The sequence below is a fragment of the Variovorax sp. J22G73 genome (genome assembly GCF_030317035.1).
GTDB lineage: Bacteria > Pseudomonadota > Gammaproteobacteria > Burkholderiales > Burkholderiaceae_C > Variovorax.
Map to the genome: position 1 here is coordinate 347,365 of NZ_JASZYK010000007.1, position 22,269 is coordinate 369,633.

At 67.5% G+C, this 22,269-nt stretch carries 27 protein-coding genes; 17 read left to right on the top strand and 10 right to left on the bottom strand.

Going from position 1 to position 22,269, the window contains the following annotated elements; genetic code table 11:
- Positions 1 to 2: 2 nt before the first annotated feature.
- Positions 3 to 1,031: a Bug family tripartite tricarboxylate transporter substrate binding protein gene (locus QTI51_RS25195; RefSeq protein WP_286516289.1), complete on the bottom strand. Its 1,029-nt coding sequence runs from the start codon at positions 1,029 to 1,031 to the stop codon at positions 3 to 5.
- Between the two features lie 111 nt (positions 1,032 to 1,142).
- Here QTI51_RS25195 and QTI51_RS25200 point away from each other — a divergent pair, with 111 nt between their 5' ends.
- The gene (locus QTI51_RS25200) at positions 1,143 to 2,033 is read left to right on the top strand and encodes a LysR substrate-binding domain-containing protein (protein ID WP_116910852.1); all 891 of its coding nucleotides are present in this window, start codon (positions 1,143 to 1,145) and stop codon (positions 2,031 to 2,033) included.
- A 50-nt stretch (positions 2,034 to 2,083) separates the two neighbouring features.
- Here the strand turns inward: QTI51_RS25200 and QTI51_RS25205 are convergent, their stop codons facing one another.
- Positions 2,084 to 2,569 carry an outer membrane protein assembly factor BamE gene (locus tag QTI51_RS25205; RefSeq protein WP_116910851.1) on the bottom strand — a complete coding sequence of 162 codons (486 nt, stop codon included), beginning with the start codon at positions 2,567 to 2,569 and terminating at the stop codon, positions 2,084 to 2,086.
- A 69-nt stretch (positions 2,570 to 2,638) separates the two neighbouring features.
- Here QTI51_RS25205 and QTI51_RS25210 point away from each other — a divergent pair, with 69 nt between their 5' ends.
- The 6 genes from QTI51_RS25210 to QTI51_RS25235 all read left to right on the top strand — a co-directional run bounded on the left by QTI51_RS25210 (position 2,639) and on the right by QTI51_RS25235 (position 7,279).
- Positions 2,639 to 2,845, top strand: a complete 207-nt coding sequence (locus QTI51_RS25210) for a DUF3460 family protein (RefSeq protein ID WP_116910850.1) — start codon at positions 2,639 to 2,641, stop codon at positions 2,843 to 2,845.
- Between the two features lie 47 nt (positions 2,846 to 2,892).
- Positions 2,893 to 3,729: a segregation and condensation protein A gene (locus QTI51_RS25215; protein WP_116910849.1), complete on the top strand. Its 837-nt coding sequence runs from the start codon at positions 2,893 to 2,895 to the stop codon at positions 3,727 to 3,729.
- A gap of 10 nt (positions 3,730 to 3,739) precedes the next feature.
- Positions 3,740 to 5,326 (top strand): L-aspartate oxidase, encoded by a 1,587-nt coding sequence (gene nadB, locus QTI51_RS25220; RefSeq protein ID WP_116910848.1) that lies wholly within the window; start codon positions 3,740 to 3,742, stop codon positions 5,324 to 5,326.
- 67 nt (positions 5,327 to 5,393) lie between these two features.
- Positions 5,394 to 6,245, top strand: coding sequence for a pantoate--beta-alanine ligase (gene panC, locus QTI51_RS25225; RefSeq protein WP_116910847.1), 852 nt, complete (start codon positions 5,394 to 5,396; stop codon positions 6,243 to 6,245).
- Positions 6,242 to 6,880, top strand: coding sequence for a 7-carboxy-7-deazaguanine synthase (gene queE / locus QTI51_RS25230; RefSeq protein WP_116910846.1), 639 nt, complete (start codon positions 6,242 to 6,244; stop codon positions 6,878 to 6,880). The genes panC and queE overlap by 4 nt, the downstream gene beginning before the upstream one ends.
- Positions 6,881 to 6,916: 36 nt before the next feature.
- A complete protein-coding gene (locus tag QTI51_RS25235) occupies positions 6,917 to 7,279 on the top strand; it encodes a 6-carboxytetrahydropterin synthase (protein ID WP_116910845.1) in 363 nt (120 codons plus the stop codon).
- Between the two features lie 193 nt (positions 7,280 to 7,472).
- Here QTI51_RS25235 and nadA read toward each other — a convergent pair whose 3' ends face one another.
- The 6 genes from nadA to QTI51_RS25265 form a co-directional block, all read right to left on the bottom strand.
- On the bottom strand, positions 7,473 to 8,597 hold the full coding sequence (nadA, locus tag QTI51_RS25240; protein WP_116910844.1) for a quinolinate synthase NadA: 1,125 nt from the start codon (positions 8,595 to 8,597) through the stop codon (positions 7,473 to 7,475).
- A gap of 31 nt (positions 8,598 to 8,628) precedes the next feature.
- Entirely contained in the window at positions 8,629 to 9,501 is an 873-nt protein-coding gene (gene nadC / locus QTI51_RS25245; protein ID WP_116910843.1) for a carboxylating nicotinate-nucleotide diphosphorylase, read from the bottom strand.
- A gap of 22 nt (positions 9,502 to 9,523) precedes the next feature.
- Positions 9,524 to 10,564, bottom strand: coding sequence for an NAD(P)H-dependent glycerol-3-phosphate dehydrogenase (locus QTI51_RS25250; protein WP_116910842.1), 1,041 nt, complete (start codon positions 10,562 to 10,564; stop codon positions 9,524 to 9,526).
- 36 nt (positions 10,565 to 10,600) lie between these two features.
- Positions 10,601 to 11,065 carry a protein-export chaperone SecB gene (gene secB / locus QTI51_RS25255; protein ID WP_116910841.1) on the bottom strand — a complete coding sequence of 155 codons (465 nt, stop codon included), beginning with the start codon at positions 11,063 to 11,065 and terminating at the stop codon, positions 10,601 to 10,603.
- A gap of 127 nt (positions 11,066 to 11,192) precedes the next feature.
- Entirely contained in the window at positions 11,193 to 11,453 is a 261-nt protein-coding gene (grxC, locus tag QTI51_RS25260; protein WP_116910840.1) for a glutaredoxin 3, read from the bottom strand.
- A 20-nt stretch (positions 11,454 to 11,473) separates the two neighbouring features.
- Positions 11,474 to 11,857 (bottom strand): rhodanese-like domain-containing protein, encoded by a 384-nt coding sequence (locus QTI51_RS25265; protein ID WP_371086387.1) that lies wholly within the window; start codon positions 11,855 to 11,857, stop codon positions 11,474 to 11,476.
- A gap of 105 nt (positions 11,858 to 11,962) precedes the next feature.
- On the opposite strand from QTI51_RS25265, the gene gpmA reads away from it, so the two are divergent.
- From gpmA to QTI51_RS25280, 3 genes are all read left to right on the top strand, one after another.
- Complete coding sequence (gene gpmA / locus QTI51_RS25270) at positions 11,963 to 12,706, top strand: 2,3-diphosphoglycerate-dependent phosphoglycerate mutase (RefSeq protein WP_116910838.1); 744 nt, start codon at positions 11,963 to 11,965, stop codon at positions 12,704 to 12,706.
- Positions 12,707 to 12,810: 104 nt separating this feature from the next.
- The gene (locus tag QTI51_RS25275; protein WP_116911108.1) at positions 12,811 to 14,253 is read left to right on the top strand and encodes a S41 family peptidase; all 1,443 of its coding nucleotides are present in this window, start codon (positions 12,811 to 12,813) and stop codon (positions 14,251 to 14,253) included.
- A gap of 11 nt (positions 14,254 to 14,264) precedes the next feature.
- Positions 14,265 to 15,041, top strand: coding sequence for a HesA/MoeB/ThiF family protein (locus tag QTI51_RS25280; protein WP_286516286.1), 777 nt, complete (start codon positions 14,265 to 14,267; stop codon positions 15,039 to 15,041).
- 15 nt (positions 15,042 to 15,056) lie between these two features.
- On the opposite strand, the gene QTI51_RS25285 is transcribed toward QTI51_RS25280, so the two are convergent.
- The gene (locus QTI51_RS25285) at positions 15,057 to 17,066 is read right to left on the bottom strand and encodes an AsmA family protein (RefSeq protein ID WP_286516285.1); all 2,010 of its coding nucleotides are present in this window, start codon (positions 17,064 to 17,066) and stop codon (positions 15,057 to 15,059) included.
- Between the two features lie 244 nt (positions 17,067 to 17,310).
- Here QTI51_RS25285 and QTI51_RS25290 point away from each other — a divergent pair, with 244 nt between their 5' ends.
- On the top strand, positions 17,311 to 17,715 hold the full coding sequence (locus QTI51_RS25290; protein ID WP_116911107.1) for a response regulator: 405 nt from the start codon (positions 17,311 to 17,313) through the stop codon (positions 17,713 to 17,715).
- Between the two features lie 52 nt (positions 17,716 to 17,767).
- Here QTI51_RS25290 and QTI51_RS25295 read toward each other — a convergent pair whose 3' ends face one another.
- Complete coding sequence (locus QTI51_RS25295; RefSeq protein ID WP_007837167.1) at positions 17,768 to 18,400, bottom strand: response regulator; 633 nt, start codon at positions 18,398 to 18,400, stop codon at positions 17,768 to 17,770.
- A 131-nt stretch (positions 18,401 to 18,531) separates the two neighbouring features.
- On the opposite strand from QTI51_RS25295, the gene QTI51_RS25300 reads away from it, so the two are divergent.
- From QTI51_RS25300 to QTI51_RS25325, 6 genes are all read left to right on the top strand, one after another.
- Positions 18,532 to 19,860, top strand: coding sequence for a CHASE3 domain-containing protein (locus QTI51_RS25300; RefSeq protein WP_116910835.1), 1,329 nt, complete (start codon positions 18,532 to 18,534; stop codon positions 19,858 to 19,860).
- 202 nt (positions 19,861 to 20,062) lie between these two features.
- Positions 20,063 to 20,227 carry a DUF1328 domain-containing protein gene (locus QTI51_RS25305; protein WP_093133218.1) on the top strand — a complete coding sequence of 55 codons (165 nt, stop codon included), beginning with the start codon at positions 20,063 to 20,065 and terminating at the stop codon, positions 20,225 to 20,227.
- 54 nt (positions 20,228 to 20,281) lie between these two features.
- Positions 20,282 to 20,656, top strand: a complete 375-nt coding sequence (locus QTI51_RS25310) for a hypothetical protein (RefSeq protein WP_116910834.1) — start codon at positions 20,282 to 20,284, stop codon at positions 20,654 to 20,656.
- Between the two features lie 38 nt (positions 20,657 to 20,694).
- Positions 20,695 to 21,078: a phage holin family protein gene (locus tag QTI51_RS25315; RefSeq protein WP_116910833.1), complete on the top strand. Its 384-nt coding sequence runs from the start codon at positions 20,695 to 20,697 to the stop codon at positions 21,076 to 21,078.
- Positions 21,065 to 21,580, top strand: coding sequence for a hypothetical protein (locus QTI51_RS25320; protein WP_116910832.1), 516 nt, complete (start codon positions 21,065 to 21,067; stop codon positions 21,578 to 21,580). The genes QTI51_RS25315 and QTI51_RS25320 overlap by 14 nt, the downstream gene beginning before the upstream one ends.
- Positions 21,577 to 22,137 (top strand): ferritin-like domain-containing protein, encoded by a 561-nt coding sequence (locus QTI51_RS25325; protein WP_116910831.1) that lies wholly within the window; start codon positions 21,577 to 21,579, stop codon positions 22,135 to 22,137. Before QTI51_RS25320 ends, QTI51_RS25325 begins: the two co-directional genes overlap by 4 nt.
- Positions 22,138 to 22,269: the final 132 nt, after the last annotated feature.

Below are 22,269 nucleotides of genomic sequence, written 5' to 3' on the forward strand. Positions count from 1 at the left end.
CCCTACTCGCTGCGCGCGCCGGTGCGCTTGATGACGTCGCCCCACATCGCCGTGTCCTGCGCGATCTGCCGCGACAGCGCCTCGGGCGCGGTGCCCAGCGCCTGCCAGCCCTGGTCGAACAGGCGCTGGCGCACGTCGGGCGTCTTCAGGATGCGGGAGATTTCGTCGGACAGGCGCTGCGCCACCGGCGCCGGCATGGCCGCGGGGCCGAAGATGGCGTTCCAAGAGGCGATGTCGAAGGCCTTGCCGGCGCCCAGCGCGCCCTGGATCGGAGGCACCTCGGCAAAGGCCGCGAAGGGCGCGGCGGTGCTCACGCCGTACAGCCGCAGCCGCCCGCTCCTGGCCTGCGGCGCGGCGATCGACGGGATCATGAAGGACAGGTCGATCTGCTTGCCCATCAGCGCGGTCGCCACCTGCGGAAAGCCGGGGAACGGCACGTGCACGGCCTGGATGCCGGTGAGCGTCTTCAGCAGTTCCATGGCCAGGTGCGAGCCCGAGCCGGGCCCGACCGAGCCGTAGCTCAGGCGATCGCCCTGCGCCCTGGCGTGCGCCAGCAGGCCGGGCAGGTCGGTGGCGGGCATGCCCAGGCTGCCGGTGAGCACGAAGGGGCTGGCGCCCACCAGCGAGATGGGGCGCAGGTCGCGCGCCACGTCGTAGGGCGTGGCGGGGTTGAGCGCCTTGGCGGTGGTGAGCGGGCCGTTGCCGGTGAGGCCGATGGTGTGGCCGTCGGTGGCGCGCGCCACCGCGTTGACGCCGATGGTGCCGGCCGCGCCCACCTTGTTCTCGACGATGACGGCCTGGCCCAGCGCCTGCGCCAGCGGGTCGGCCACGGTGCGGGCCAGGGCGTCGGGCGAGGAGCCCGGCGGAAAGCCGACGACCAGGCGCACGGCCTTCTGCGGCCAGGCCGCGGCCGCATGCGCCGGCAGCACCAGCGCGGGGGCCACGGTAGCGGCCAGGGCGCCCTGCAGCAGGCGGCGCCGGCGCAGGAAGGGAACCATCGAGTGGCTGGCATCGGCATCGGCATCGCGCATGTGTTGTCTCCGGTTGCTGTCTTGTTGCGCCATTCTTGGCCCACAATCCAGCGCGAAACGTGATGGTTTCTGATCTTTCGCATCACGCTTCGTGATGACCCGGAGACGCCCGTGCCCGCAAAAAACATCCATTCACCGCATGCCGCCCCGCGCAGCCACACGGTCGACATCGACCTGCTTCGGGTGTTCGACACGGTGGTGCGCATCGGCAGCTTCACCACCGCCGCCAAGGCGCTGTCGCGCACGCAGTCGGCCGTCAGCATGCAGCTGCGCCGGCTCGAGGAGCAGCTCGGCGTGCAGCTGGTGGCGCGCGGCACGCGCCAGCTCGCGCCCACGCCCGAGGGCGTCCAGCTGCTGCCGCTGGCGCGCCAGATGCTGAGCCTGAACGACCAGCTGTTCCACGACGTCGACCGGCAGGAGGTGTCGGGCAGCATCCGCATCGGCTCCATCGAGCACTACGCCACGCGCGTGCTGCCGGTGCTCATCGCGGAGTTCTGCCGGCAGCACCCGCGCATTCACGTGGAGCTGCACCACGGCGTGTCCTCGGTGATGCATGCGGAGCTGGGCGCGCGCTACGACATGGTCATCGGCGTGGGCGCGGTGGGCTCGGGCGAAGGGCTGCGGCTGACCAAGTCGCGCATCGTGTGGGCGTCGACCGCAGGCTCCGCCACGCACCTGCAGCGCCCGCTGCCGCTGGCGCTGAACCCCGAGGGCGCGATGCTGCGCGACTGGGCCACGCACGCACTCGACCGCGCGGGCATTCCCTGGCGCATCGCCTACACGAGCACCAGCGTCACGGGGCTGGAGGCGGCGGTGCGCGCGGGCATCGCGGTGGGGGTGTTCCGCGAGGCGACCATTTCGAAGCGGCTGAAGATCCTGGGCGCGAAGGAAGGCATGCCGTCGCTGCCCGACTCCGAGGTGTGGCTGGCCAGCGTGCCGCTGCCGGGGCGCAAGGCGGTGGAGCTGCTGGAGGCCTTCCTGATCCAGAAGCTGCGCAAGTGAGCCCTGGCGCGGGCGGGGCGGTTCAGACGCCCCGGTTCAGGGGCCCCGGTTCAGGGCGCCTCGGTGCCGCGGTCGGGCGAGGAGCCGCTGCGCGCCACGCGCTGGTCGTCGTTCAGCGTGGCGGTGAAGACCATGGGGGAGTTCGGCGGTTGCACCCAGCGCCACTCCCACTCGGTTTCGCGCTTCAACGCATAGGGCGTGACCTTGGCGGGCTTGCCGAGCAGCTTGCGCAGGTCTTCCATCATCATCCCCGGCTTCACCCTGGCGAAGTTCTCGGGCGTGAGCACCTGGCGCAGCGCGCTCATCTTGCCGTCGGGGCCGATGGTGATCATGTAGTTCTTCTGGCCCGCGGGCTGGCGGTTGTACTCGAACACGCGGCTGCCGGCGGCGGCGCCGGGCGCTTCCCAGATGTTTTCCGGCTGGCCGAAACGGGCGCGCACATCGGCCTCGGTGGAGACGCCTTCTTCCAGCTCGCTGATGTTCTTCGAATCGCACGCGGCGAGCCCCAAGGCGGCCGCCAGAAGCGCGCTCGCCATGCCAATCTGCCATCCTCGCCGTTGCGTCATGCCGTCCCCGGTAAAATTCGCGCCATAAAGGTCCAGTCTATGTCCATCTTCCGTCGCCCCCACTACTCCTCCGAGATCACCAACTTCATCGAAGAGATGAAGGAAAAGAAGCCCACGCTCGAGGCCGAACAGCGCGCCGGCCGCGCCCTGCTGTGGGACAAGCACCTCGATCGCAGCCTGCTGAACGAGTACAGCGAAGGCCGCGTTCCGATGCAGCCGTACGTCTACCAGACGCACAACAAGTAATTGCGGTCCGAATTGCAGCTCGCTATTAAAAGCATAGCAACCGGTTCATGAGCGCAGACGAGGACACCGGCGCGCTGGTGGTCGCCATGCCCGACGTGATCGACCAGGTCGCGCTCGCGAGGCTCTATGGCGAGCCGCTGTTCGCCATGCCGAAGGACCTGTACATCCCGCCGGAGGCGCTGCAGGTGTTCCTCGAGGCCTTCGAAGGCCCGCTGGACTTGCTGCTCTACCTGATCCGCAAGCAGAACTTCAACATCCTCGACATCCCGATGGCGGGGCTCACGCGGCAGTACCTGAGCTACGTCGACGAGATTCGCCAGACCAACCTCGAGCTCGCGGCCGAGTACCTGCTGATGGCCGCGATGCTGATCGAGATCAAGTCGCGCATGCTGCTGCCGCCCAAGAAGGTGGCCGACGGCGAAGAAGCCGAAGACCCGCGCGCCGAGCTCGTGCGCCGCCTGATGGAGTACGAGCAGACCAAGCTGCAGGCCGCCGCCATCAGCGCCATGCCCACCTACGGGCGCGACTTCTGGAAGGCGCAGGTCTACATCGAGCAGTCGCTCAAGCCGCGCTTTCCCGAGGTGGACGTGGTGGAGCTGCGCGACGCGTGGGCCGACATCATGAAGCGCGCCAAGCTCGTGCAGCACCACAAGATCTCGCGCGAGGAGCTCAACGTGCGCGAGCACATGAGCGTGGTGCTGCGCCACCTGCAGGGACAGCGCTTCGTGGAGTTCGAGAAGCTGTTCGACGTGTCGCGCGGCACGCCGGTGCTGATCGTCACCTTCATCGCGATGCTGGAGCTGGCGAAGGAAACGCTGATCGAAATCACCCAGGCGGAAGCCTTCGCCCCCATCTACGTCCGGCTGGCGTACTCGCCGACCTGAATCCCGCTTCATGGCTTCGCACGACTTCGACGTCCTCATCGTCGGCAGCGGCCTCGCCGGCCTGTCGGCCGCGCTGCACCTGGCCCCCACGCACCGCGTGGCCGTGCTGACCAAGCGCGCGCTGAACGACGGCTCCAGCGCCTGGGCGCAGGGCGGCATCGCGGCCGTGCTGGCCGCGGGCGACAGCTTCGATGCCCACGTGCAAGACACGCTGGTGGCCGGCGCCGGCCTGTGCGACCCCGAGGCCACGCGCTTCGTGGTCGAGCATGCGCCCGAGGCCATCGCCTGGCTGCGCGAGCTGGGCGTGCCCTTTTCCGAAGAAGACGGCGACCTGCACCTGACGCGCGAAGGCGGCCACAGCGCGCGCCGCATCGTGCACGTGACCGACGCCACCGGCGCGGCCGTGCAGCAGGTGCTGATCGAGCGCGTGCGCGGCACGCCGAACATCACCCTCTTCGAGCACCACACGCTGGTCGACCTGGTCACGGGCACCAAGCTCGGGCTCGCCGACCCGGGCTGCGTGGGCCTGTACGCGCTGGACGACGCCACCGACGAGGTCGTCGCCTTCCGCGCGCCGCACACCATCCTGGCGACCGGCGGTGCGGGCAAGGTGTACCTGTACACCACCAACCCCGACACGGCCACCGGCGACGGCATTGCCGCGGCCTGGCGCGCGGGCTGCCGGGTGTCGAACATGGAGTTCATCCAGTTCCACCCGACCTGCCTGTACCACCCGCATGCCAAGTCGTTCCTCATCAGCGAGGCGGTGCGCGGCGAAGGCGGTTTGCTGAAATTGCCTGAATCGGCCGGTGGCACGCGCTTCATGCCCGCGCACGACGAGCGCGCCGAACTCGCGCCGCGCGACGTGGTGGCCCGCGCCATCGACTTCGAGATGAAGAAGCACGGTCTGGACTGCGTGCTTCTCGACATCTCGCACCAGCCGCCCGAGTTTCTGCAGGCGCACTTCCCGAACATCCTGGCGCGCTGCCTGGCGCTGGGCATCGACATCACGCGCGAGCCCATTCCCGTGGTGCCGGCCGCGCACTACACCTGCGGCGGCGTGCTCAGCGACCTGAGCGGGCGCACCGACATCGCGGGCCTGTACGCCATCGGCGAAACCGCCTGCACCGGCCTGCATGGCGCCAACCGGCTGGCCAGCAACTCGCTGGTCGAATGCATGGTGTTCGCGCGCGCGGCGGCCAGCGCCATTGCGCAGGCGCCCGTGCGCGAGCGTGCTGATCTGCCCGCCTGGGACGACAGCCGCGTCACCGACGCCGACGAGGCCGTGGTCATCTCGCACAACTGGGACGAGCTGCGCCGCTTCATGTGGGACTACGTCGGCATCGTGCGCACCAACAAGCGCCTGGAGCGCGCGAGCCATCGCATCGCGCTGCTGCAGGCAGAAATCCAGGAGTTCTACGCGAACTTCCATGTCACGCGCGACCTGCTCGAACTGCGCAACCTGGTGCAGGTGGCCGAGCTGATCGTGCGTTGCGCGCAGGCCCGCCACGAGAGCCGTGGCCTGCATTTCAGCCGCGACTACCCCTCGCTCGCCGAGCCGACAGCACCCACGGTGCTGGCGCCGCCGGTCGACTGAGCGACCCACCCGATTGCAGATTTCAAAGGATGCCCGGCCACCGACGCCCGCAGGGAGAAACCCAACCATGTACATCGCCACCACCATCGAAGAACTGCGCGGGCGCCTGTCCGCCAGCAAGCGCCCGGCCTTCGTGCCCACCATGGGCAACCTGCACGAAGGGCACATTGCCCTGGTGAAGCAGGCCCGCCCGCTGGGCGACGCCACGGTCGCGAGCATCTTCGTGAACCGCCTGCAGTTCCTGCCGCACGAAGACTTCGACACCTATCCGCGCACCTGGGACAGCGACTGCGAGAAGCTGCGCGCGGCCGGCTGCGACGTGCTGTTCGCGCCCACCGAAAAAGTGCTCTACCCCGAGCCCCAGACCTGCAAGGTGCATCCCGACCCGGCGCTGGCCGACCTGCTGGAGGGGCACTTCAGGCCCGGCTTCTTCGTGGGCGTGTGCACGGTGGTGATGAAGCTCTTTCAATGCGTGCAGCCGCGCGTGGCCGTGTTCGGCAAGAAGGACTACCAGCAGCTGATGATGATCCGCCACATGGTGCGGCAGTTCGCGATGCCCATCGAGATCGTGGGCGGGGAGACCTTTCGCGCGGACGACGGCCTGGCGCTGTCGTCGCGCAACGGCTACCTGAACAAGGACGAGCGCGCCGAGGCGGTGCAGCTGCCGCGCGCGCTGCAGGCCATGGCCGCGGCGGTACAGGCGGGCGAGAGCGACTTGGCCGCGATCGAAGCGCGGGCAATGCAGTCGCTGGTGCAGCGCGGCTGGCAACCGGACTATCTTGTGCTGCGGCGGCGCTCCGACCTGCAGGCACCGTCCGCCGATTCGCCCGGCGAACCGCTCGTGGCGCTGGCCGCGGCGCGCCTGGGCAACACGCGGCTGATCGACAACCTGGAGATCGAGGCTCCTTCCGTGCCATGAGCTACAGCGTCAAGGAAATCTTCTACACCCTGCAAGGCGAAGGCGGCCAGGCCGGCATGCCGGCGGTGTTCTGCCGTTTTGCCGGCTGCAACCTGTGGAGCGGGCGCGAGAGCGATCGCGCCACGGCCGTCTGCCGTTTCTGCGACACCGACTTCGTCGGCACGGACGGCACGCTGGGCGGCAAGTTCAAGACCGCCGACCTGCTGGCCGACACCATCGCCGCGCAATGGCCGGCCGACGATGCCGACCACCGCCTGGTGGTGCTGACCGGCGGCGAGCCGCTGCTGCAGGTCGACGGGGCGCTGGTCGACGCGCTGCACGCGCGGCGCTTTCGCATCGCCGTGGAGAGCAACGGCACGGTCGAGGCGCCCGAGGGCATCGACTGGCTGTGCATCAGCCCCAAGGCCGGCGCGCCGTGGGTGCAGCAGCGCGGCCAGGAACTGAAGCTGGTGTGGCCGCAGGCCGGATTCGACCTCGACGCCGTGGCGCGCACCGGCGAATTCGCGCACCGCTTCCTGCAACCGATGGACGGACCCGACCGGCTCGCGAACACCGAGCTGTGCATTGCGCAGTGCATGCGCCAGCCGGCCTGGCGCCTGAGCGTGCAGACCCACAAGATCACCGGCATCCGCTGAGGCGGCGGCCGTCATTTTTTCCTGAGTTTTTCGACGATGCGATTCACCATCAGCCAACGCTTTTTCTTCGATGCCGCTCACACGCTGAAGCGCGAGATCGAGGTCGAAGGCAGCCGCCGTGTCCACGGCCACACGTACCACGCGGAGGTGTGGCTCGCGGGCGAGCGCGATCCCGCGACGGGCATGGTGATCGACCTGGGGTTGCTGCGCCGGCGGCTGGAAGAGGTGCGCGAGCGGCTGGACCATCATCTGCTGGACGATGTGCCGGGGCTGCATCCGCCGACGCTGGAGAACCTGTGCGTGTTCATTGCGCAGGCGCTGCCGGATCTGCAGGGGTCGCTGGCGCGGGTGAGGGTGTGGCGGGAGGCGCTGGGGGATTCGTGCACGGTGGAGTTCTAGGGTTTTGCTCCCTCCCCTCCCGGGGGAGGAGCAATGCGGGGAACTCCCGTGCGGCAGAGCTTTTGGGTCTTGCCCCCTCTCCCCTCGGGGAGAGGGTTGGGGTGAGGGTGAGCGGCATCGAACGCCGCGCGATGCGCCGAGGCCCCTGCCCTCACCCTGACCCTCTCCCGCAAGCGGGAGAGGGAACAACACGTCAAGCCGCGCCGATGCCCGCCACCAGGCTCCCAGGTGCCACCCCATTCTTCAACCCCGCCGTGAACGCCAGCATCCGGTCGATCGGTACCCGCGCCCGCAGCCCCAGCGCCGGATCGACATGGATTTCGCCCGCGCCGGTTTCGAGCGCGTTCGCCAGCTCCACCAGTCCGTTCATCGCCATCCAGGGGCAATGCGCGCAGCTCTTGCAGGTGCCGCCGTTGCCCGCCGTCGGCGCCTCGATGAAGGTCTTGCCGGGGTTCAGCGTGCGCAGCTTGTGCAGCATGCCGGTGTCGGTGGCCACGATGAATTCCGTCGCGTCCATGCGCTGCGCCGCGTTCAGGATGGCCGAGGTGGAGCCCACCGCATCCGCCAGCGCGATCACGTCCGCAGGCGACTCAGGGTGCACCAGCACCCTGGCCTTCGGGTGTTGCTTCATCAGCAGTTCGAGCTCCAGCGCCTTGAACTCGTCGTGCACGATGCAGGCGCCGTTCCAGCTGACCATGTCGGCGCCCGTCTGGCGCTGGATGTAGTCGCCCAGGTGCCGATCGGGGCCCCAGAGGATCTTCTGCCCGGCCGCATGCAAGGCGTTCACCACGTCGAGCGCGCAGCTGGAAGTAACCAGCCAGTCCGCGCGCGCCTTCACGGCCGCGCTGGTGTTGGCGTAGACCACCACCGTGCGGTCCGGGTGCTGGTCGCAGAAGGCGCTGAACTGCTCGACCGGGCAGCCCAGGTCCAGCGAGCAGTTGGCGTCCAAATCGGGCATCAGCACACGCTTCTCGGGCGACAGGATCTTCGAGGTCTCGCCCATGAAGCGCACGCCCGACACCACCAGCGTCTGCGCGGCGTGGTCGCGGCCGAAGCGCGCCATTTCGAGCGAATCGCTCACGATGCCGCCGGTTTCCTCGGCCAGGTCCTGCAGGTCGGGGTGCACGTAGAAGTGCGACACCATCACCGCATTGCGGTCATTCAACAAGCGGCGAATGCGCGCCTTGAGCGCAGTTCGCTCATCGGGCGACGGCTCGGGCGGCACACGGGCCCAGGCGTGGCGGGTGTCGCACACGGAGCCTGCTTGCGATCCGGCGGGCTGCTCGTAGTCGACGTCGATGACGGAAGCGGTCGTCATGGGGGCAATCGTTCTTGTGGTGTTCTTCTGGTTACTGGAAGCGCATCGAGTAGTCGATGGCCTTCACGTCCTTGGTCAGCGCGCCGACCGAGATGCGGTCCACGCCGGTTTCGGCCAGGGCGCGCAGGCCGTCGAGCGTGACGCCGCCCGAAATCTCGAGCACGGCCTTGCGCGCCTCGCCCGCGGCGTCGTTGATGCGCACCGCCTCGCGCAGCGTGGGCAGGTCCATGTTGTCGAGCAGCACCATGCGCGCGCCGGCTTCCAGCGCCTCGTGCAGCTGGGCCAGGGTCTCGACCTCGACCTCGACGAAAGCGGCCTGCGCGGCCACAGGCGCCACCGCGCGCAAGGCGGCCGCCACGCCACCGGCCGCGGCGATGTGGTTTTCCTTGATGAGCACCGCGTCGTACAGGCCGATGCGGTGGTTCAGGCCGCCGCCGGTGCGCACGGCGTATTTCTGCGCCAGGCGCAGGCCGGGAAGGGTCTTGCGCGTGTCGACGATGCGCGCGCGCGTGCCCTGGATGGCGTCGGCGTACAGCGCGGTCTTGGTGGCGACGGCGCTCAGCAGCTGCAGAAAGTTGAGCGAGGTGCGCTCGGCCGTGAGCAGCGCACGGGCGGCGCCTTCGATCTCGAGCACGACCTGGTCGGCGGCGCAGCGTTCGCCCTCGGCGCACAGCCACTGGATGCGCACGCCGGGGTCGAGCTGCCGCAGCGTGGCCTCGACCCAGGGCGCGCCGCACACCACGGCGGCTTCGCGTGCCAGCACGCGGGCGCGGGCGGTGCGGGTGGCATCGACCAGCGATGCGGTCAGGTCGCCGTCGGCGACGTCTTCCTGCAAGGCGCGCGTGGCGTCGGACAGGGCCAGCGCGGCCACGGCCGACGCTGAAAAATCAAAGCGAAGGCTCATGGCTCTTTGTCTCTGCGTTTTTTTAAGGGGATTGACGGGGGGAAGGCGCCGCGCCGGGCTGGACCGATTCGGGCACGGGGTCGCGCCCGGTCAGCGCGGCGACGGCGTCCTGCGGACTCACGCGGCCGTCGAGCAGGGCGACCACGCCTTCGGCGATGGGCATCTCGATGCCGAGGCCACGCGCGCGCTGCACCACGGTGCGGGCGCAGTACACGCCTTCGGCGACGTGGCCCAGCGAATCGACGGCCTGGGCCAGCGTGCGCCCCTGGGCCAGCAGCAGGCCGACCTTGCGGTTGCGCGACAGGTCGCCGGTGGAGGTCAGCACCAGGTCGCCCAGGCCCGACAGGCCCATGAAGGTCTCGGCGCGGGCGCCCAGCGCCAAGCCGAAGCGTGTCATTTCGGCCAGGCCGCGGGTGATGAGCGCTGCGCGGGCGTTGAGGCCCAACGCAAGGCCGTCGCACAGGCCGGTGGCGATGGCCAGCACGTTCTTCACCGCGCCGCCCACTTCCACGCCCACGATGTCCTCGTTGGCATAGACGCGCAGGGCCGGGCCGTGGAAGGCGTCGACCAGCGCGTCGCGCACGCTGGCATGCGGGCTGGCGGCCACCAGCGCGGTCGGGCGCCCTTCGGCGACCTCCTGCGCGAAGCTGGGGCCGCTGAGCACGCCGGCGCGCAGCTCGGCCGCCACCTGCGCCCAGATTTCATGGGCCAGCAGGCCGAAAGATGCGGGAGATGTGTCGCGCGCGGGCTCCACGCCCTTGCACAGCCATGCCACCTGCGCGGCGGTGCCGCGCAATGCAACAAGCTGTTCACGCAGGGCAGCCATGGGCGTGGCGACGATGACGAGATCGGCACCCGCCTGCGCCTGGGCGATGCCGCCGGCGCGCACGGCCAGGGAGGCCGGCAGTGCCAGCCCGGGAAGGTAGCGGGTGTTTTCACGCGCGGCCGACATGGCGTCGGCCTGGGCGGCGTCGCGCGCCCAGAGCGTGACCTCGTGGCGAGCCGCCGCGTTGACCGCGACGGCCGTGCCCCAGGCACCGGCGCCATGAACGCAGATCTTCATCGTGCCTTGGCGGCATCCATGGCGGTGCGCCGGGATTTACTGCGTGAGGGTCGGAGCGGCCTGGCCGGCGGCCTGCGCCTGTTGCTGTTCGTACATCGCCTGGAAGTTGATCTCGGCGAGGTGCACGGGCGGGAAGCCGCCGCGCTGGATCACGTCGGCCACGTTGCCGCGCAGGTACGGGTACACGATTTGCGGGCAGGCGATGCCGAGGATGGCGCCCATCTGGTCTTCGGGCAGGTGGCGGATCTCGAAGATGCCGGCTTGCTTGGCTTCGACCAGGAACACGGTCTTGTCCTGGATCTTGGTCTGCACGGTGGCCGACACGGTGATCTCGAAGATGCCATCGGCCACGGGCTGGGCGTCCACGCCGAGCTGGATGTCGACGGTGGGCTGTTCTTGTTCCAGCAGGATCGCGGGCGAATTGGGCTGTTCGAGCGACAGGTCCTTGAGGTAGACGCGCTGGATCTGGAAGATGGGATCTTGGGCTTGCTGGTCGGCCATGGCTGAACTTTCGAGGATCAAAACAATGCCCGCCGGGGAGAGGTTCCCGCAGCGGGCTGCAGATGGAAGAGCGGACGATTATCGCCCGCCGACCGGGCCACTTTCGTGACGCCGGTTGCTTTGTGTTTCAGGCGCCCTGCAGCAGGGGAACGAGGCCACCGCGGCCGTCCAGCGCAATCAGGTCGTCGCAGCCGCCAACGTGCGTTTCGCCGATGAAGATCTGCGGCACCGTGCGGCGCTGGGTGATTTCCATCATGGTGGCGCGGGCCTGGGGGTCGCTGTCGATGCGGATCTCTTCGATCTGCTCGACGCCCTTGGACTTCAGGATCTGCTTCGCACGGGTGCAGTACGGGCAGACGGCGGTGGTGTACATCTTGACGGCTTGCATGCTCTTTACCTTGGGAAGACCTAAGCTTTTTCAACCGGCAGGTTAGCGTCTTTCCAGGCTTTCAGCCCGCCGGCCACGGCTTGGGCCTGCTCGTAGCCGAGCTTCTTGGCGGTGGCCACGGCGCGCTGGGCGCGGGCGCCGGTGGCGCACACCAGCAGCAGCGGCACGTTCTTGTTCTTGACGGCGGCGGCCAGCTTTTCTTCGAGCTGGGCCAGCGGGACGTTCTTGGCGCCGATCATGTGACCGGTGGCGAACTCCTCGGGCTCGCGCACATCGACCAGCACCGCGCGCTCGCGGTTGATGAGCTGCACGGCACCCTGCGCCGTGAGCGTTCCGCCGCCCGCGCCCCGCACCAGCGGCCAGGCGAGCATGGCGCCCGAGCTGAGCGCGATCAGGATCAGCATCCAGTTCGCGGTGACGAATTCGATCAATTTCACGGGGGTTCCTTGAATGGCAAACCGGGGATTTTAGAATGCGAGGTTTCGCAAGCGCTGCCAAAGGCCTCCCACATGCACAAACTGGTATTGATTCGCCACGGCGAATCCACCTGGAATCTCGAAAATCGTTTCACCGGTTGGACCGACGTCGACCTGACCGAGACCGGCGTGGAGCAGGCCAAGCAGGCCGGCCGGCTGCTTAAGGCCGAGGGCTACGACTTCGACGTGGCCTACACCAGCGTCTTGAAGCGCGCCACCCGCACCCTGTGGCACACGCTCGACGAGCTCGACCGCACCTGGCTGCCCGTGGTGCACTCGTGGCGCCTGAACGAGCGCCACTACGGCGGCCTGCAGGGCCTGAACAAGGCCGAGACGGCCAAGAAGTACGGCGACGAGCAGGTGCTGGTCTGGCGCCGCAGCTACGGCACCCCGCCCCCGCCGCTGGAAGCCGACGATCCGCGCAGCGAGCGCTCCGACGTGCGCTACGCCAAGCTGTCGCCCGAACAGATTCCGCTGACCGAATGCCTGAAGGACACGGTGGCGCGCGTGCTGCCGTTCTGGAACGAATCGATGGCGCCGGCCATCCGCACCGGGCGCCGCCTGGTGGTGGCCGCCCATGGCAATTCGATCCGGGCGCTGGTGAAGTACCTCGACGGCATCTCGGACGACGCCATCGTCGGCCTGAACATCCCGAACGGCATTCCGCTGGTCTACGAGCTCGACGACGACCTGAAGCCCCTGCGCCACTACTACCTCGGCGATGCCGCGGCCGCCGAGCAGGCCGCCGCCGCGGTGGCTTCGCAGGGCAAGGGCTGAAAGAAAACCCCCGCTTGCCGCTCCCCCGTGGAACCCCGGCAAACAAATTGCTTCCAAGCTGTGTATATTGGTTCGACAGCCGCCGACAAGGACAAGCACTCATGATGGGCCAGAAATTGAAGATCACCGGCTGGGTCGCCGCCGGCGCCGTTGCAGGCGTCCTGACCACCGTCTCGTTGCAGACAGTCGCACGCGGATCGCTTGCGCCACTGCCGCTCGAGGAATTGCAGCAGCTCGCTGCCGTCTTCGGCATGGTCAAGAGCGACTACGTCGAGCCGGTCGACGAGAAAAAGCTCATCTCCGACGCCATTTCGGGCATGGTCGCCGGGCTCGACCCGCATTCCCAGTACTTCGACAAGAAGTCCTTCAAGGAATTCCGCGAGGGCACGACCGGCCGCTTCGTCGGCGTGGGCATCGAGATTTCGCAGGAAGACGGCCTCATCAAGGTCGTGTCTCCCATCGAAGGCTCCCCGGCCTTCCGTGCCGGCCTGAAGCCCAATGACCTGATCACCAAGATCGACGACACCGCCGTGCGCGGCCTGTCGCTGAACGAGGCGGTCAAGCGCATGCGCGGCGAAGCCAACACCAAGGTGCTGCTGACCATCTTCCGCAAGGACGAGAGCCGCACCTTCCCCGTGACGATCACGCGCGAAGAAATTCGCACGCAGTCGGTGCGCGGCAAGATGATCGAACCCGGCTACGGCTGGATCCGCCTCTCGCAATTCCAGGAACGCACCGTCGACGACTTCGTGAAGAAGATCGACGAGCTGTACAAGGAAGACCCGAACCTCAAGGGCCTGGTGCTCGACCTGCGCAACGACCCGGGCGGCCTGCTCGACGCGGCGGTGGCGGTGTCGTCGGCCTTCCTGCCCGAGAACGTCACGGTGGTCACCACCGACGGCCAGCTGGCCGAAAGCAAGTCGGTCTACAAGGCGGCGCCTGAGTTCTACCAGCGCCGTTCGGGCAGCGACCCGCTGCGCAGCCTGCCGGCCGCGCTGAAGACCGTGCCGCTGGTGGTGCTGGTGAACGAAGGCTCGGCCTCGGCCAGCGAGATCGTGGCCGGCGCCCTGCAAGACCACAAGCGCGGCGTCATCATGGGCAGCCAGACCTTCGGCAAGGGCTCCGTGCAAACGGTGCGCCCGCTGGGCCCCGACACCGGCCTGAAGATCACCACGGCGCGTTACTACACGCCGAGCGGCACCTCGATCCAGGCCAAGGGCATCGTGCCCAACGTGCTGGTCGACGAAAGCGCCGAAGGCAGCCCCTTCGCCGCCCTGCGCATGCGCGAGGCCGACCTCGAGAAGCATCTGGCCAGCGGCCAGGGCCCCGAAGTGAAGGACCCTGAACGCGAAAAGGCCCGCGACGAAGCCCGCAAGCGCCTCGAGGAAGAAGCCAAGAAGCCGCCGCAGGACCGCAAGACGCCCGAGTTCGGCACCGACAAGGACTTTCCGCTGGTGCAGGCTATCAACCGCCTGAAGGGCCAGCCGGTGCTGGTCAGCAAGACACAGGTGATCGTCGAGAACAAGGAAGAGAAGAAGGAAAACTGACCCGGTGGCGCATGGAAGATAGCGAGCTGCTGCGCTACTCGCGCCACATCCTTCTCGAGGAGTTCGGCATCGACGGCCAGGAGCGCGTCAGTGCCGGACGGGTCCTGGTCATAGGCGCCGGCGGGCTGGGCTCGCCGGTGGCCCTTTACCTCGCGGCAGCGGGGGTCGGCCACATCACGCTGGTCGACGACGACGAGGTCGATCTCACCAATCTTCAGCGCCAGGTCGCGCACACGCAAGCGCGTGTCGGGCTGGCCAAGGTCGACTCCGCCGCGCAGGCGATGCGCGACATCAATCCCGGTATTTCCATCACGACCCACGCCGTGCGTGCAGACGAGGCCTTGCTGTCGCGCCTGGTCGCCGAGGCCGACGTGGTCGTCGATTGCTGCGACAACTTCGTCACCCGCCAAGCCGTCAACCGCGCCTGCGTGATGCATGCGAAACCGCTGGTGGCGGGCGCGGCGATTCGCTTCGACGGCCAGTTGAGCGTGTACGACACCCGCGACGACGCCTCACCCTGCTACGCCTGCCTGTTCCCGCCCGACGCGGCGTTCGAGGAAACGCGATGCGCGGTGCTGGGGGTGTTCGGCCCGGTGGTCGGCACCATCGGCACGCTGCAGGCAAGCGAGGCGCTCAAGCTGCTGGCCGGCATCGGCCCGTCGCTGGCGGGCGAGCTGCTGATGTTCGACGGGCGCAGCACCTCGTTCGACACCTTGCGCGTGGCGCGCGACCCGCAATGCGGCGTCTGCGCGCAGCGCCCTGCCCTCTTCCCACAAGAAACCGCCTAGGCCAGGGCTCAGGGCTCAGGGTTGTTTAGCGCCCTTGGCCCGCGCGGCGCCATTGGCAGCCGCACCAGCGGTCGGCTTGTTCGCATCCGCCAGCACGCCCTTGCAATCGGCGTCTTCTCCCGGGCCCGTCTCGATGGTCGCTGCCAGCGCCAGCAACGGGTTGATCGCGCCCAAGGCCAGGGCGGCCAAGCCGCGCTCTGCCAACGGCGTGACCTGCAGGCCCCCGCTCGGCGCCCCGAAGGTGCCGCCCACCACCAGCGGCGTGCGGATCGACAGGATGCTCTTGCTCTTGGGCTCCGGGCGAACCACGAAGTCGAGGCCCTCGGTCGCGAGGTTGGCCTGGCCGGTGGCGGTGAACACGGCGTTGGTGGTGTCCAGCACCAGCGTGCGCCCGGTCATCAGCCCCTTGTTGACGTCGAAGGCGATGGCCGCGCAGCGCAGTTCGACGTTGCGATCGCCGCGCAGCAAGAACTTGATGATGTCGCCGCCCACCAGCGTCGCGAACACCGGCAGGAGGTTGCCGAACTGGCCCCGGCCGGAAATGATGGCCACGTCGCCCGACACCCCGCCCAGCCAGTTGGCCACGGTGCTGCCGGAGCCCGACAAATTGACGCGCCCGTCGAGCCGGCCCACGCTGTTGCCCGTGGTCTCCAGCTTGGGAATCAGCCGGGCCAGTTGCATCGCCCGCACGTCGAGCGAGGCACGAATGTCGGCCGGATTCTTCGAGGCGTCGATGCGGATCGCGCCGGCCAGCTTGCCGCCCGCCACGCCCAGGTCGAGCGGATCGAGCGTGAGCACGCCGTCGGCCAGCTTCACCTGCACACTGCCGCGGTCCAGCGGAATGTCGCGCACGTTCTGGATCTTGTCGGCCGTGTACTTCACGTCGGCATTCATGGCGCGCAGGCGCTCGAAATCCAGCGGCGCGGTGGGCAGCACCTTGCCGCCCGGGCGCTTGACCTGGGTGACGGTCGGCGGCGGCGCCACGCCCTCGACGGTGTTGGCGGTGCGAGCGGTCGGCGGCAGGCCGATCAGCGGGCCGAGGTCGTCCATGTCCATCACGCGGGAACGCAGGTCGCCCGACAGGTGCGGCAGCTTGCCAGCCTGGTCGAACTTCATGTCGCCGGAAATGTCCGAAAGACCCAGCTTGCCCTTGAGGGCATTGGCCTCCCAGAGCTTGCCGCGCTTGCCCAGCTTGCCGCTCAGCGCGTAAGGCGATGTCTGCGGCAGCGCGATGCCCAGCAGCGGGTACAGCGCGCCCAGTGTCTGCCCCCTGATGTCGAAGGTGGCGTCCACGCCGTCGAGGTCAGACAGGGCGGCCACGGTGCCGGCCGCCTTCAGCTTGGTCTGGCCCGCAGCCGCGTTGATCTCGACCGGAAACGGAGGCGCCCCCGCGGCGCTGATCTGCAGCACGTTGCCGGCGCGACCGTTCGCGGTCAGCGGCTGGCCCTTGTAGCGGCCCTTGATGCGGTAGTCGAGCGGCATCTCACCGCGGCCGGAGTCATAGCTCAGGTCGGCATGGATGTCCACGCCGAGGTGCTTGGCCAGGAAGTCGACGGCGCCGGTGTCGACCTGGATCAGCCCGATGTCGGGCACCGTGCCGGAATCGGAAGTGTCCTTGCCGAGCGCCCACGTGCGCCGCCCGTCGGCCTCCATCTGCAGGCCCACCGTCGGCGAGAACAGCGCCAGCCGCGGAATGACGATCTTGCTGCCGATGAGCGGCCAGATGCGAATATCGAACTCGGCGCGGTCGGCCTTCACCAGGTAAGGGTCGCGCGCCCAGTCGGGGTTGGCGAACTCGATGCCATCGAACTTTACGGTGGCCTGGCGCCAGCCGAGGCCCACATCCAGCCGCCGCGTGATCTCGAACTTGCGCCCGGTCTTCTCGCTGACGTAGCGGTTCAGCGGCTCGCGCAGCACGTCCCACGGGAAAAACATGAGCACGACGACCAGTACCGCGAACAGCAGCACAACGGAGCCCAGCAGCTTTTGCCAGAGCGGCCGGGTGCGGAAAATGTTCGTTGCCATGGTGCCCTTGTTACCCCAGAGATCGTGCCGTCCGGGTCGGCAATGGACCGCACAACCCGTGAGGGATTGCCTACGAAGCGCGCTTCGAGGCACGTCCCGTGAAAGCGTCGGAACCCGCCTACAACGCCCGGCCCGCGAAGCTTGCATGATGCGCGTCGGAACGGCCGCATTCTCCAAGGCGGTCGTTCAGGCAGCGGCAACGCTGCGAATGCACCTGCCAACGTCAGAGGAAACGCGGTTCGGCATGGACTCCAGATTGCAGACCTACGTTGTCGAAGACAACCTCACGATCCGTGAAAACCTCATTGGCACGCTGGAAGAGCTCACCCCCACCACGGTCGTCGGCTTTGCCGAGACCGAAGGCGTGGCGCGTGCGTGGCTCGACGGGCACGCTGAGGGATGGAACCTCATCGTCGTCGATCTTTTTCTCAAGCAAGGCAGCGGGCTGGGCGTGCTGCAGGCCTGCCAGCGGCGAGGGCCCGGCCAGAAAGTGGTGGTGCTCAGCAACTACGCGACGCCCGACATCCGGCGGCGCTGCGCCGACTTCGGGGTCGACGCGGTGTTCGATAAGTCGAACGAAATCGAAGCATTGGTCGACTTCTGCCTCTTGCAGGCGCGGGCGTTGCACCCTTCGCACAAGGCGGAGTGAAAACGCCCTGAAAAGCGCCACAAGAGGCGCCGGTCAGGGCGTGGGGGCGATCTCAATCGATCAGCTTGTTCTTCAGCGCGTAGTAGGTCAGGTCGCTGTTGGAAGAGAGGTTCATCTTCTCCATCAGGCGCGTACGGTAGGTGCTCACGGTCTTCACGGACAGCGACAGCGTCTTGGCGATGTCGCCGGCGGTCTCGCCCTTGGCCAGCTTCAGGAACACCTGGAACTCACGCTCCGACAGCTGCTCGTGCGGCGCGGCGTCGTCCTTGCGGTCGAGCTGGCGGGCCAGCAGTTCGGCCACGGCGGGCGTGATGTAGCGCCGGCCCAGCGAAATGGTGCGGATGGCGTTGACGATCTCGATCGGATCGCACTCCTTGTTGAGGTAGCCGCTCGCGCCCTGACGGATCAGGTTCATCGCGTAGTGCTCCTCCGGATACCCGCTCAGGATCAGGATGCCCACGTCCGGCGCCTTGGCGCGGATCATGGCGAGCGCGTCGATACCGCTTTGCCCGGGCATCGAAAGGTCCATGACCAGCACATCCAGCTCCGTGGTGCGCACCAGTTCGATGGCTTCGCGCCCGCTGGCAGCTTCGCCCGCCACGCGCAGGTCCACGTGCTCGGAGAAGAACTGCCGGAGGCCCGATCGCACGATGGCGTGGTCGTCCACAATTCCAATTTTGATCATCTGTTACTTTCGTCGTTGTGTTGCGGACATGCGGGTCGCAACATTCCGGGTCCCTGATTGTTGTCAATTATTCACGAACTTGCGTAGTAAGCAGCCCTGAAAGTTTCATGCACTGGTTAGCACCTCCAAAAATGGCCCTGAGCCTGCTGCTCGCGGCACTCGCCGCGCTGGCCCTCGTCGGGATCAACGAGGCCGGATACCGGCAGTCCAGCCGCGCCCTCGTCGACATCGACGAGGCGCAGCAGGTGCGCGGCGAACTCAACCAGATCATGCAGAACATGCTCGACGCCGAGACCGGACAGAGAGGCTACCTGCTGACAGGCGAAACCAGCTACCGACAACCCTACGACAAGGCGGTCAAGGAGGTCGACGGCCGCCTGGCCACGCTGCGCCGCCTGTACGCCGGCCACCCGGCCGAGCTGAATCAATTGGGGGAGCTGTCGAAGCACGTGCTGCGCAAGGTGGCCGAGATGGACATGAGCGTGCGCCTGCGCCAGGACGGCAAGGAGGACGCGTGGAAATTCGTCATCACCACCGACGTCGGCCGCGAGGAAATGGACGCCATTCGCGCCACGGCCGGCGAGCTGGTGAAGATCAGCAACGCCACCCTGCACGAGAGCCAGAGGCAGGTGCTGCGCTCGCTGCTGCTCGCGCGCATCGGCACGGCCATCGTGGCGCTGGCGGCGCTGTTCGCGTTCTACCTATACCTGCGCCAGACCCATGCGCTGCGCTCCGTCGGCGAGCGCCAGCAGGAAGCCCTGCAGCGCGAACGCAACGCGCTGGAAGACGAGGTGCGCGAGCGCACCGCCTCGCTGGCCGAGCTGGCAACCCATCTGCAGGACGTGCGCGAAACCGAGCGCGGCTACCTCGCGCGTGAACTGCACGACGAACTGGGTTCGCTGCTCACCGCCGCCAAGCTGGACGTGGCGCGGCTGAAGTCGCGGCTGGCCGACGCACCCGACGCCATCCAGCGGCTGCAGCATCTGACCGAGTTGCTGAACAGCGGCATCGCGCTGAAGCGCCGCATCATCGAAGACCTGCGGCCCTCGTCGCTGTCGAACCTGGGGCTGGTGGCGTCGCTGGAAATTCTGGGGCGAGAATTCGCGGAGCGCTCGGGCCTGCAGATCGAGATGGCGCTCGAGCCGGTGAGCATGGACGAGTCGCGCCAGCTCACCATCTACCGCATGGTGCAGGAGAGCCTGACCAACATCGGCAAGTACGCGGAGGCCAGCGAAGCCACCATCGTGATGAAGAACTACGAGAACCACGTGGTGGTGGAAGTGGCGGACAACGGCAAGGGCTTCGACACGCAGCGCATGCGGCCGTCGACGCACGGCCTGGCCGGCATGCGCCACCGGGTGGAGGCGGCGCGCGGCAAGCTCACGGTGTCGTCGATGCCGGGGCACGGCACGCGCCTGAGCGCGATGCTGCCGCTGGTGAAGATGCCGGCAAGCGCCTGACGCGCGGCATCCGGGCACTGGGCACTTGTTCACGGTGATGCGCGAGGGTGACTCGGCCATCTCCTACGCACCCCGCCCGCGACCGCTGACAGGTCCCGGGCAGCCCCCCACTTAAGGTAACTCCTGTGCCATCCGGAACTCCCCACAGGGTTGCTGGATGGGCCGTTTCAAAGACACGAGGCCAGCCTCGAAGGAGTTCCGCATGTTGCATTACGCAGTGGTGTTTCTGGTCATCGCGCTGATTGCCGCCCTGCTCGGCTTCAGCGGCATCGCGGCGAGCGCGGTGGGTATCGCGAAGATCCTTTTCGTGATCTTCGCCATCCTCGCGATTGCCAGCTTCCTTGCCGGCTTGCTACGACGCAAGTAGCGTCGTTACGATCCACAGGCTCTCGCATTTCATCTTCCCGGAAAGGACTTTCACATGAACACGACCAAGACCGCTTCGCAACTCGCCGACGACGCGCGCCAGACCGCCAACGATGCGGTGGAATCCACCCGCGCCTATGCACAGAACGCGGTGAATGCGGCCGGCGAAAAGGTCCGCGACCTGCGCCGCGATGCAGAGCCCGCCGTCGAGCAGCTCGCAGCCCGCGTGCAGCAAGCTGTGCAGCGCGGCCTCGATGCCGCTTCGACCACCAGCGCACGCGCCCAGCGCCGCCTCGAACAGGCTGCAGACGTGACCGGCCGCTACATCTCCGACCAGCCGGTGCGCTCGGTGCTGATCGCAGCCGCCGCTGGCGCCGCCATCACGGCGTTGATCGTGCTCGCCAGCCGCCGCAGCCGGGACGACTACTGATCCGCTGAGTACCCGTCGTTCCATCGATTCCCGGCACCATGCTTCATCCGATTTTTTCCACGGTGCTCGGGCATCCGGAACTCGTCGCTGACCACATCGCCAACTACGCCGCACTCGTTCGCCAGGAAACTGCGCAAGCGGGGCGCGGCCTTGTCGCCCGCCTCGTCGCGGGCGTTCTGGCGGCTGCCAGCGCCATGCTGGCCCTCGGGCTGATCGGCGTTGCCGTGCTGCTCGGCGTGCTTCATGGCAGCTTTCACTGGGTGCTCGTAGCTGTGCCCGGTGTGGCTGTGGTGATAGCCGCCTTCTGCGCCTGGTACGCGATGCGGCCTAGTCCAAGCCATGGATTCGACGACCTGCGCTCGCAGGTCAACGCCGACCTAGAGGCCCTGCACGCAGCAGGCGCACGCCATGAACGGCATTGAGCGCTCGCCACTGACGCCGCAGCAGCGCTTGGCGCTGTCGCGGCGTGCACTGGTGAGGCAGCTTCATGGTGGCGAAGACGGACCGGACATCGGACGCAGACCAGCGAGCTACGGTTCCGATGATGATCTTGAATATGCGCATCACGAGCCGTTGGCCGGGATGCCGCCGCACGGACAGCACGAAGGGCCGCCACGTGGCGCAGGCGGCAATGTGTGGCTCTCGATGGGCCGCAGCGTCGCAGAGCGCTGGTGGCGCAGGCATCCCGCCCACGCGGTCGGTCAACTGGCCCGCCCGCTGCTGGAAAGCTACGCGCGGAAGAAGCCAGCCAAGCTCATGGCCATCGCCGCGGCCACAGGCGCCGTGGTGGTGCTCGTGAAGCCGTGGCGCTTGCTGTCGGTCACGGCCGTGCTGGCAGCGGTACTGAAGACATCCGACGTGGCTGACGTTGTCAACACGCTGATGCAGAAGAACTCAAGCCCCCCACGAAAGGACCCTCCATGAAAGCCGATGTTTCCTCTTCTCCCAAGGCCTCAGAACACAAGCACCTGGTGCTCGATCAAAGCGGTCTGGACGCTGCCCGCAACAGCCTGGACGAAGGCGCCGTCACGCCGAGCTATGGCCCATGGCGTGACGATGTCGTCAAGCTGCTGAACGATGCGCTGGCCACGGAGCTGGTGTGCGTGCTGCGCTACAAGCGCCATTACTTCACCGCCAACGGTGTGGAGTCGCCGGCCATTGCAGATGAATTCCTGGTGCATGCCAATGAAGAGTCCGGCCATGCTGACCGGATTGCAGAACGCATCGTGCAACTGGGCGGTGAGCCGGACTTTGCGCCCTCTCATCTGCTCGAGCGCAGTCATGCCGCCTATGACGAATCGACGGACCTTCAGGCGATGGTGCGGGCCAACCTGATTGCAGAGCGCATTGCCGTCGAGTCGTACCGGCAGATGATCGTACTGATCGGCGACAAGGATCCGACGACGCGTCGCATGTTGGAAGACATTCTTTCCGATGAGGAAGAGCATGCGGATGAATTGAAGGATTGGCTCGGTCATTGATTACGAGCTTCTTGCTCAATGAAAAAGCCCGGAGGTTGATCCTTCCGGGCTTTTTTATTGCCTGAGTGCTTTGCGAGTTCGATTGCGAATTTGCTTTAGTTATCTGTTGCGCAAAGCAAAAAACCCCAGTCA

Coding starts and splice junctions, on each gene's coding strand:
- QTI51_RS25195 (WP_286516289.1), bottom strand. CDS start 1,031: ATGCGCGATGCCGATGCCGATGCCAGCCACTCGATGGTTCCCTTCCTG.
- QTI51_RS25205 (WP_116910851.1), bottom strand. CDS start 2,569: ATGGCGAGCGCGCTTCTGGCGGCCGCCTTGGGGCTCGCCGCGTGCGAT.
- QTI51_RS25210 (WP_116910850.1), top strand. CDS start 2,639: ATGTCCATCTTCCGTCGCCCCCACTACTCCTCCGAGATCACCAACTTC.
- QTI51_RS25215 (WP_116910849.1), top strand. CDS start 2,893: ATGAGCGCAGACGAGGACACCGGCGCGCTGGTGGTCGCCATGCCCGAC.
- nadB (WP_116910848.1), top strand. CDS start 3,740: ATGGCTTCGCACGACTTCGACGTCCTCATCGTCGGCAGCGGCCTCGCC.
- panC (WP_116910847.1), top strand. CDS start 5,394: ATGTACATCGCCACCACCATCGAAGAACTGCGCGGGCGCCTGTCCGCC.
- queE (WP_116910846.1), top strand. CDS start 6,242: ATGAGCTACAGCGTCAAGGAAATCTTCTACACCCTGCAAGGCGAAGGC.
- QTI51_RS25235 (WP_116910845.1), top strand. CDS start 6,917: ATGCGATTCACCATCAGCCAACGCTTTTTCTTCGATGCCGCTCACACG.
- nadA (WP_116910844.1), bottom strand. CDS start 8,597: ATGACGACCGCTTCCGTCATCGACGTCGACTACGAGCAGCCCGCCGGA.
- nadC (WP_116910843.1), bottom strand. CDS start 9,501: ATGAGCCTTCGCTTTGATTTTTCAGCGTCGGCCGTGGCCGCGCTGGCC.
- QTI51_RS25250 (WP_116910842.1), bottom strand. CDS start 10,564: ATGAAGATCTGCGTTCATGGCGCCGGTGCCTGGGGCACGGCCGTCGCG.
- secB (WP_116910841.1), bottom strand. CDS start 11,065: ATGGCCGACCAGCAAGCCCAAGATCCCATCTTCCAGATCCAGCGCGTC.
- grxC (WP_116910840.1), bottom strand. CDS start 11,453: ATGCAAGCCGTCAAGATGTACACCACCGCCGTCTGCCCGTACTGCACC.
- QTI51_RS25265 (WP_371086387.1), bottom strand. CDS start 11,857: ATGCTGATCCTGATCGCGCTCAGCTCGGGCGCCATGCTCGCCTGGCCG.
- gpmA (WP_116910838.1), top strand. CDS start 11,963: ATGCACAAACTGGTATTGATTCGCCACGGCGAATCCACCTGGAATCTC.
- QTI51_RS25275 (WP_116911108.1), top strand. CDS start 12,811: ATGGGCCAGAAATTGAAGATCACCGGCTGGGTCGCCGCCGGCGCCGTT.
- QTI51_RS25280 (WP_286516286.1), top strand. CDS start 14,265: ATGGAAGATAGCGAGCTGCTGCGCTACTCGCGCCACATCCTTCTCGAG.
- QTI51_RS25285 (WP_286516285.1), bottom strand. CDS start 17,066: ATGGCAACGAACATTTTCCGCACCCGGCCGCTCTGGCAAAAGCTGCTG.
- QTI51_RS25290 (WP_116911107.1), top strand. CDS start 17,311: ATGGACTCCAGATTGCAGACCTACGTTGTCGAAGACAACCTCACGATC.
- QTI51_RS25295 (WP_007837167.1), bottom strand. CDS start 18,400: ATGATCAAAATTGGAATTGTGGACGACCACGCCATCGTGCGATCGGGC.
- QTI51_RS25300 (WP_116910835.1), top strand. CDS start 18,532: ATGGCCCTGAGCCTGCTGCTCGCGGCACTCGCCGCGCTGGCCCTCGTC.
- QTI51_RS25305 (WP_093133218.1), top strand. CDS start 20,063: ATGTTGCATTACGCAGTGGTGTTTCTGGTCATCGCGCTGATTGCCGCC.
- QTI51_RS25310 (WP_116910834.1), top strand. CDS start 20,282: ATGAACACGACCAAGACCGCTTCGCAACTCGCCGACGACGCGCGCCAG.
- QTI51_RS25315 (WP_116910833.1), top strand. CDS start 20,695: ATGCTTCATCCGATTTTTTCCACGGTGCTCGGGCATCCGGAACTCGTC.
- QTI51_RS25320 (WP_116910832.1), top strand. CDS start 21,065: ATGAACGGCATTGAGCGCTCGCCACTGACGCCGCAGCAGCGCTTGGCG.
- QTI51_RS25325 (WP_116910831.1), top strand. CDS start 21,577: ATGAAAGCCGATGTTTCCTCTTCTCCCAAGGCCTCAGAACACAAGCAC.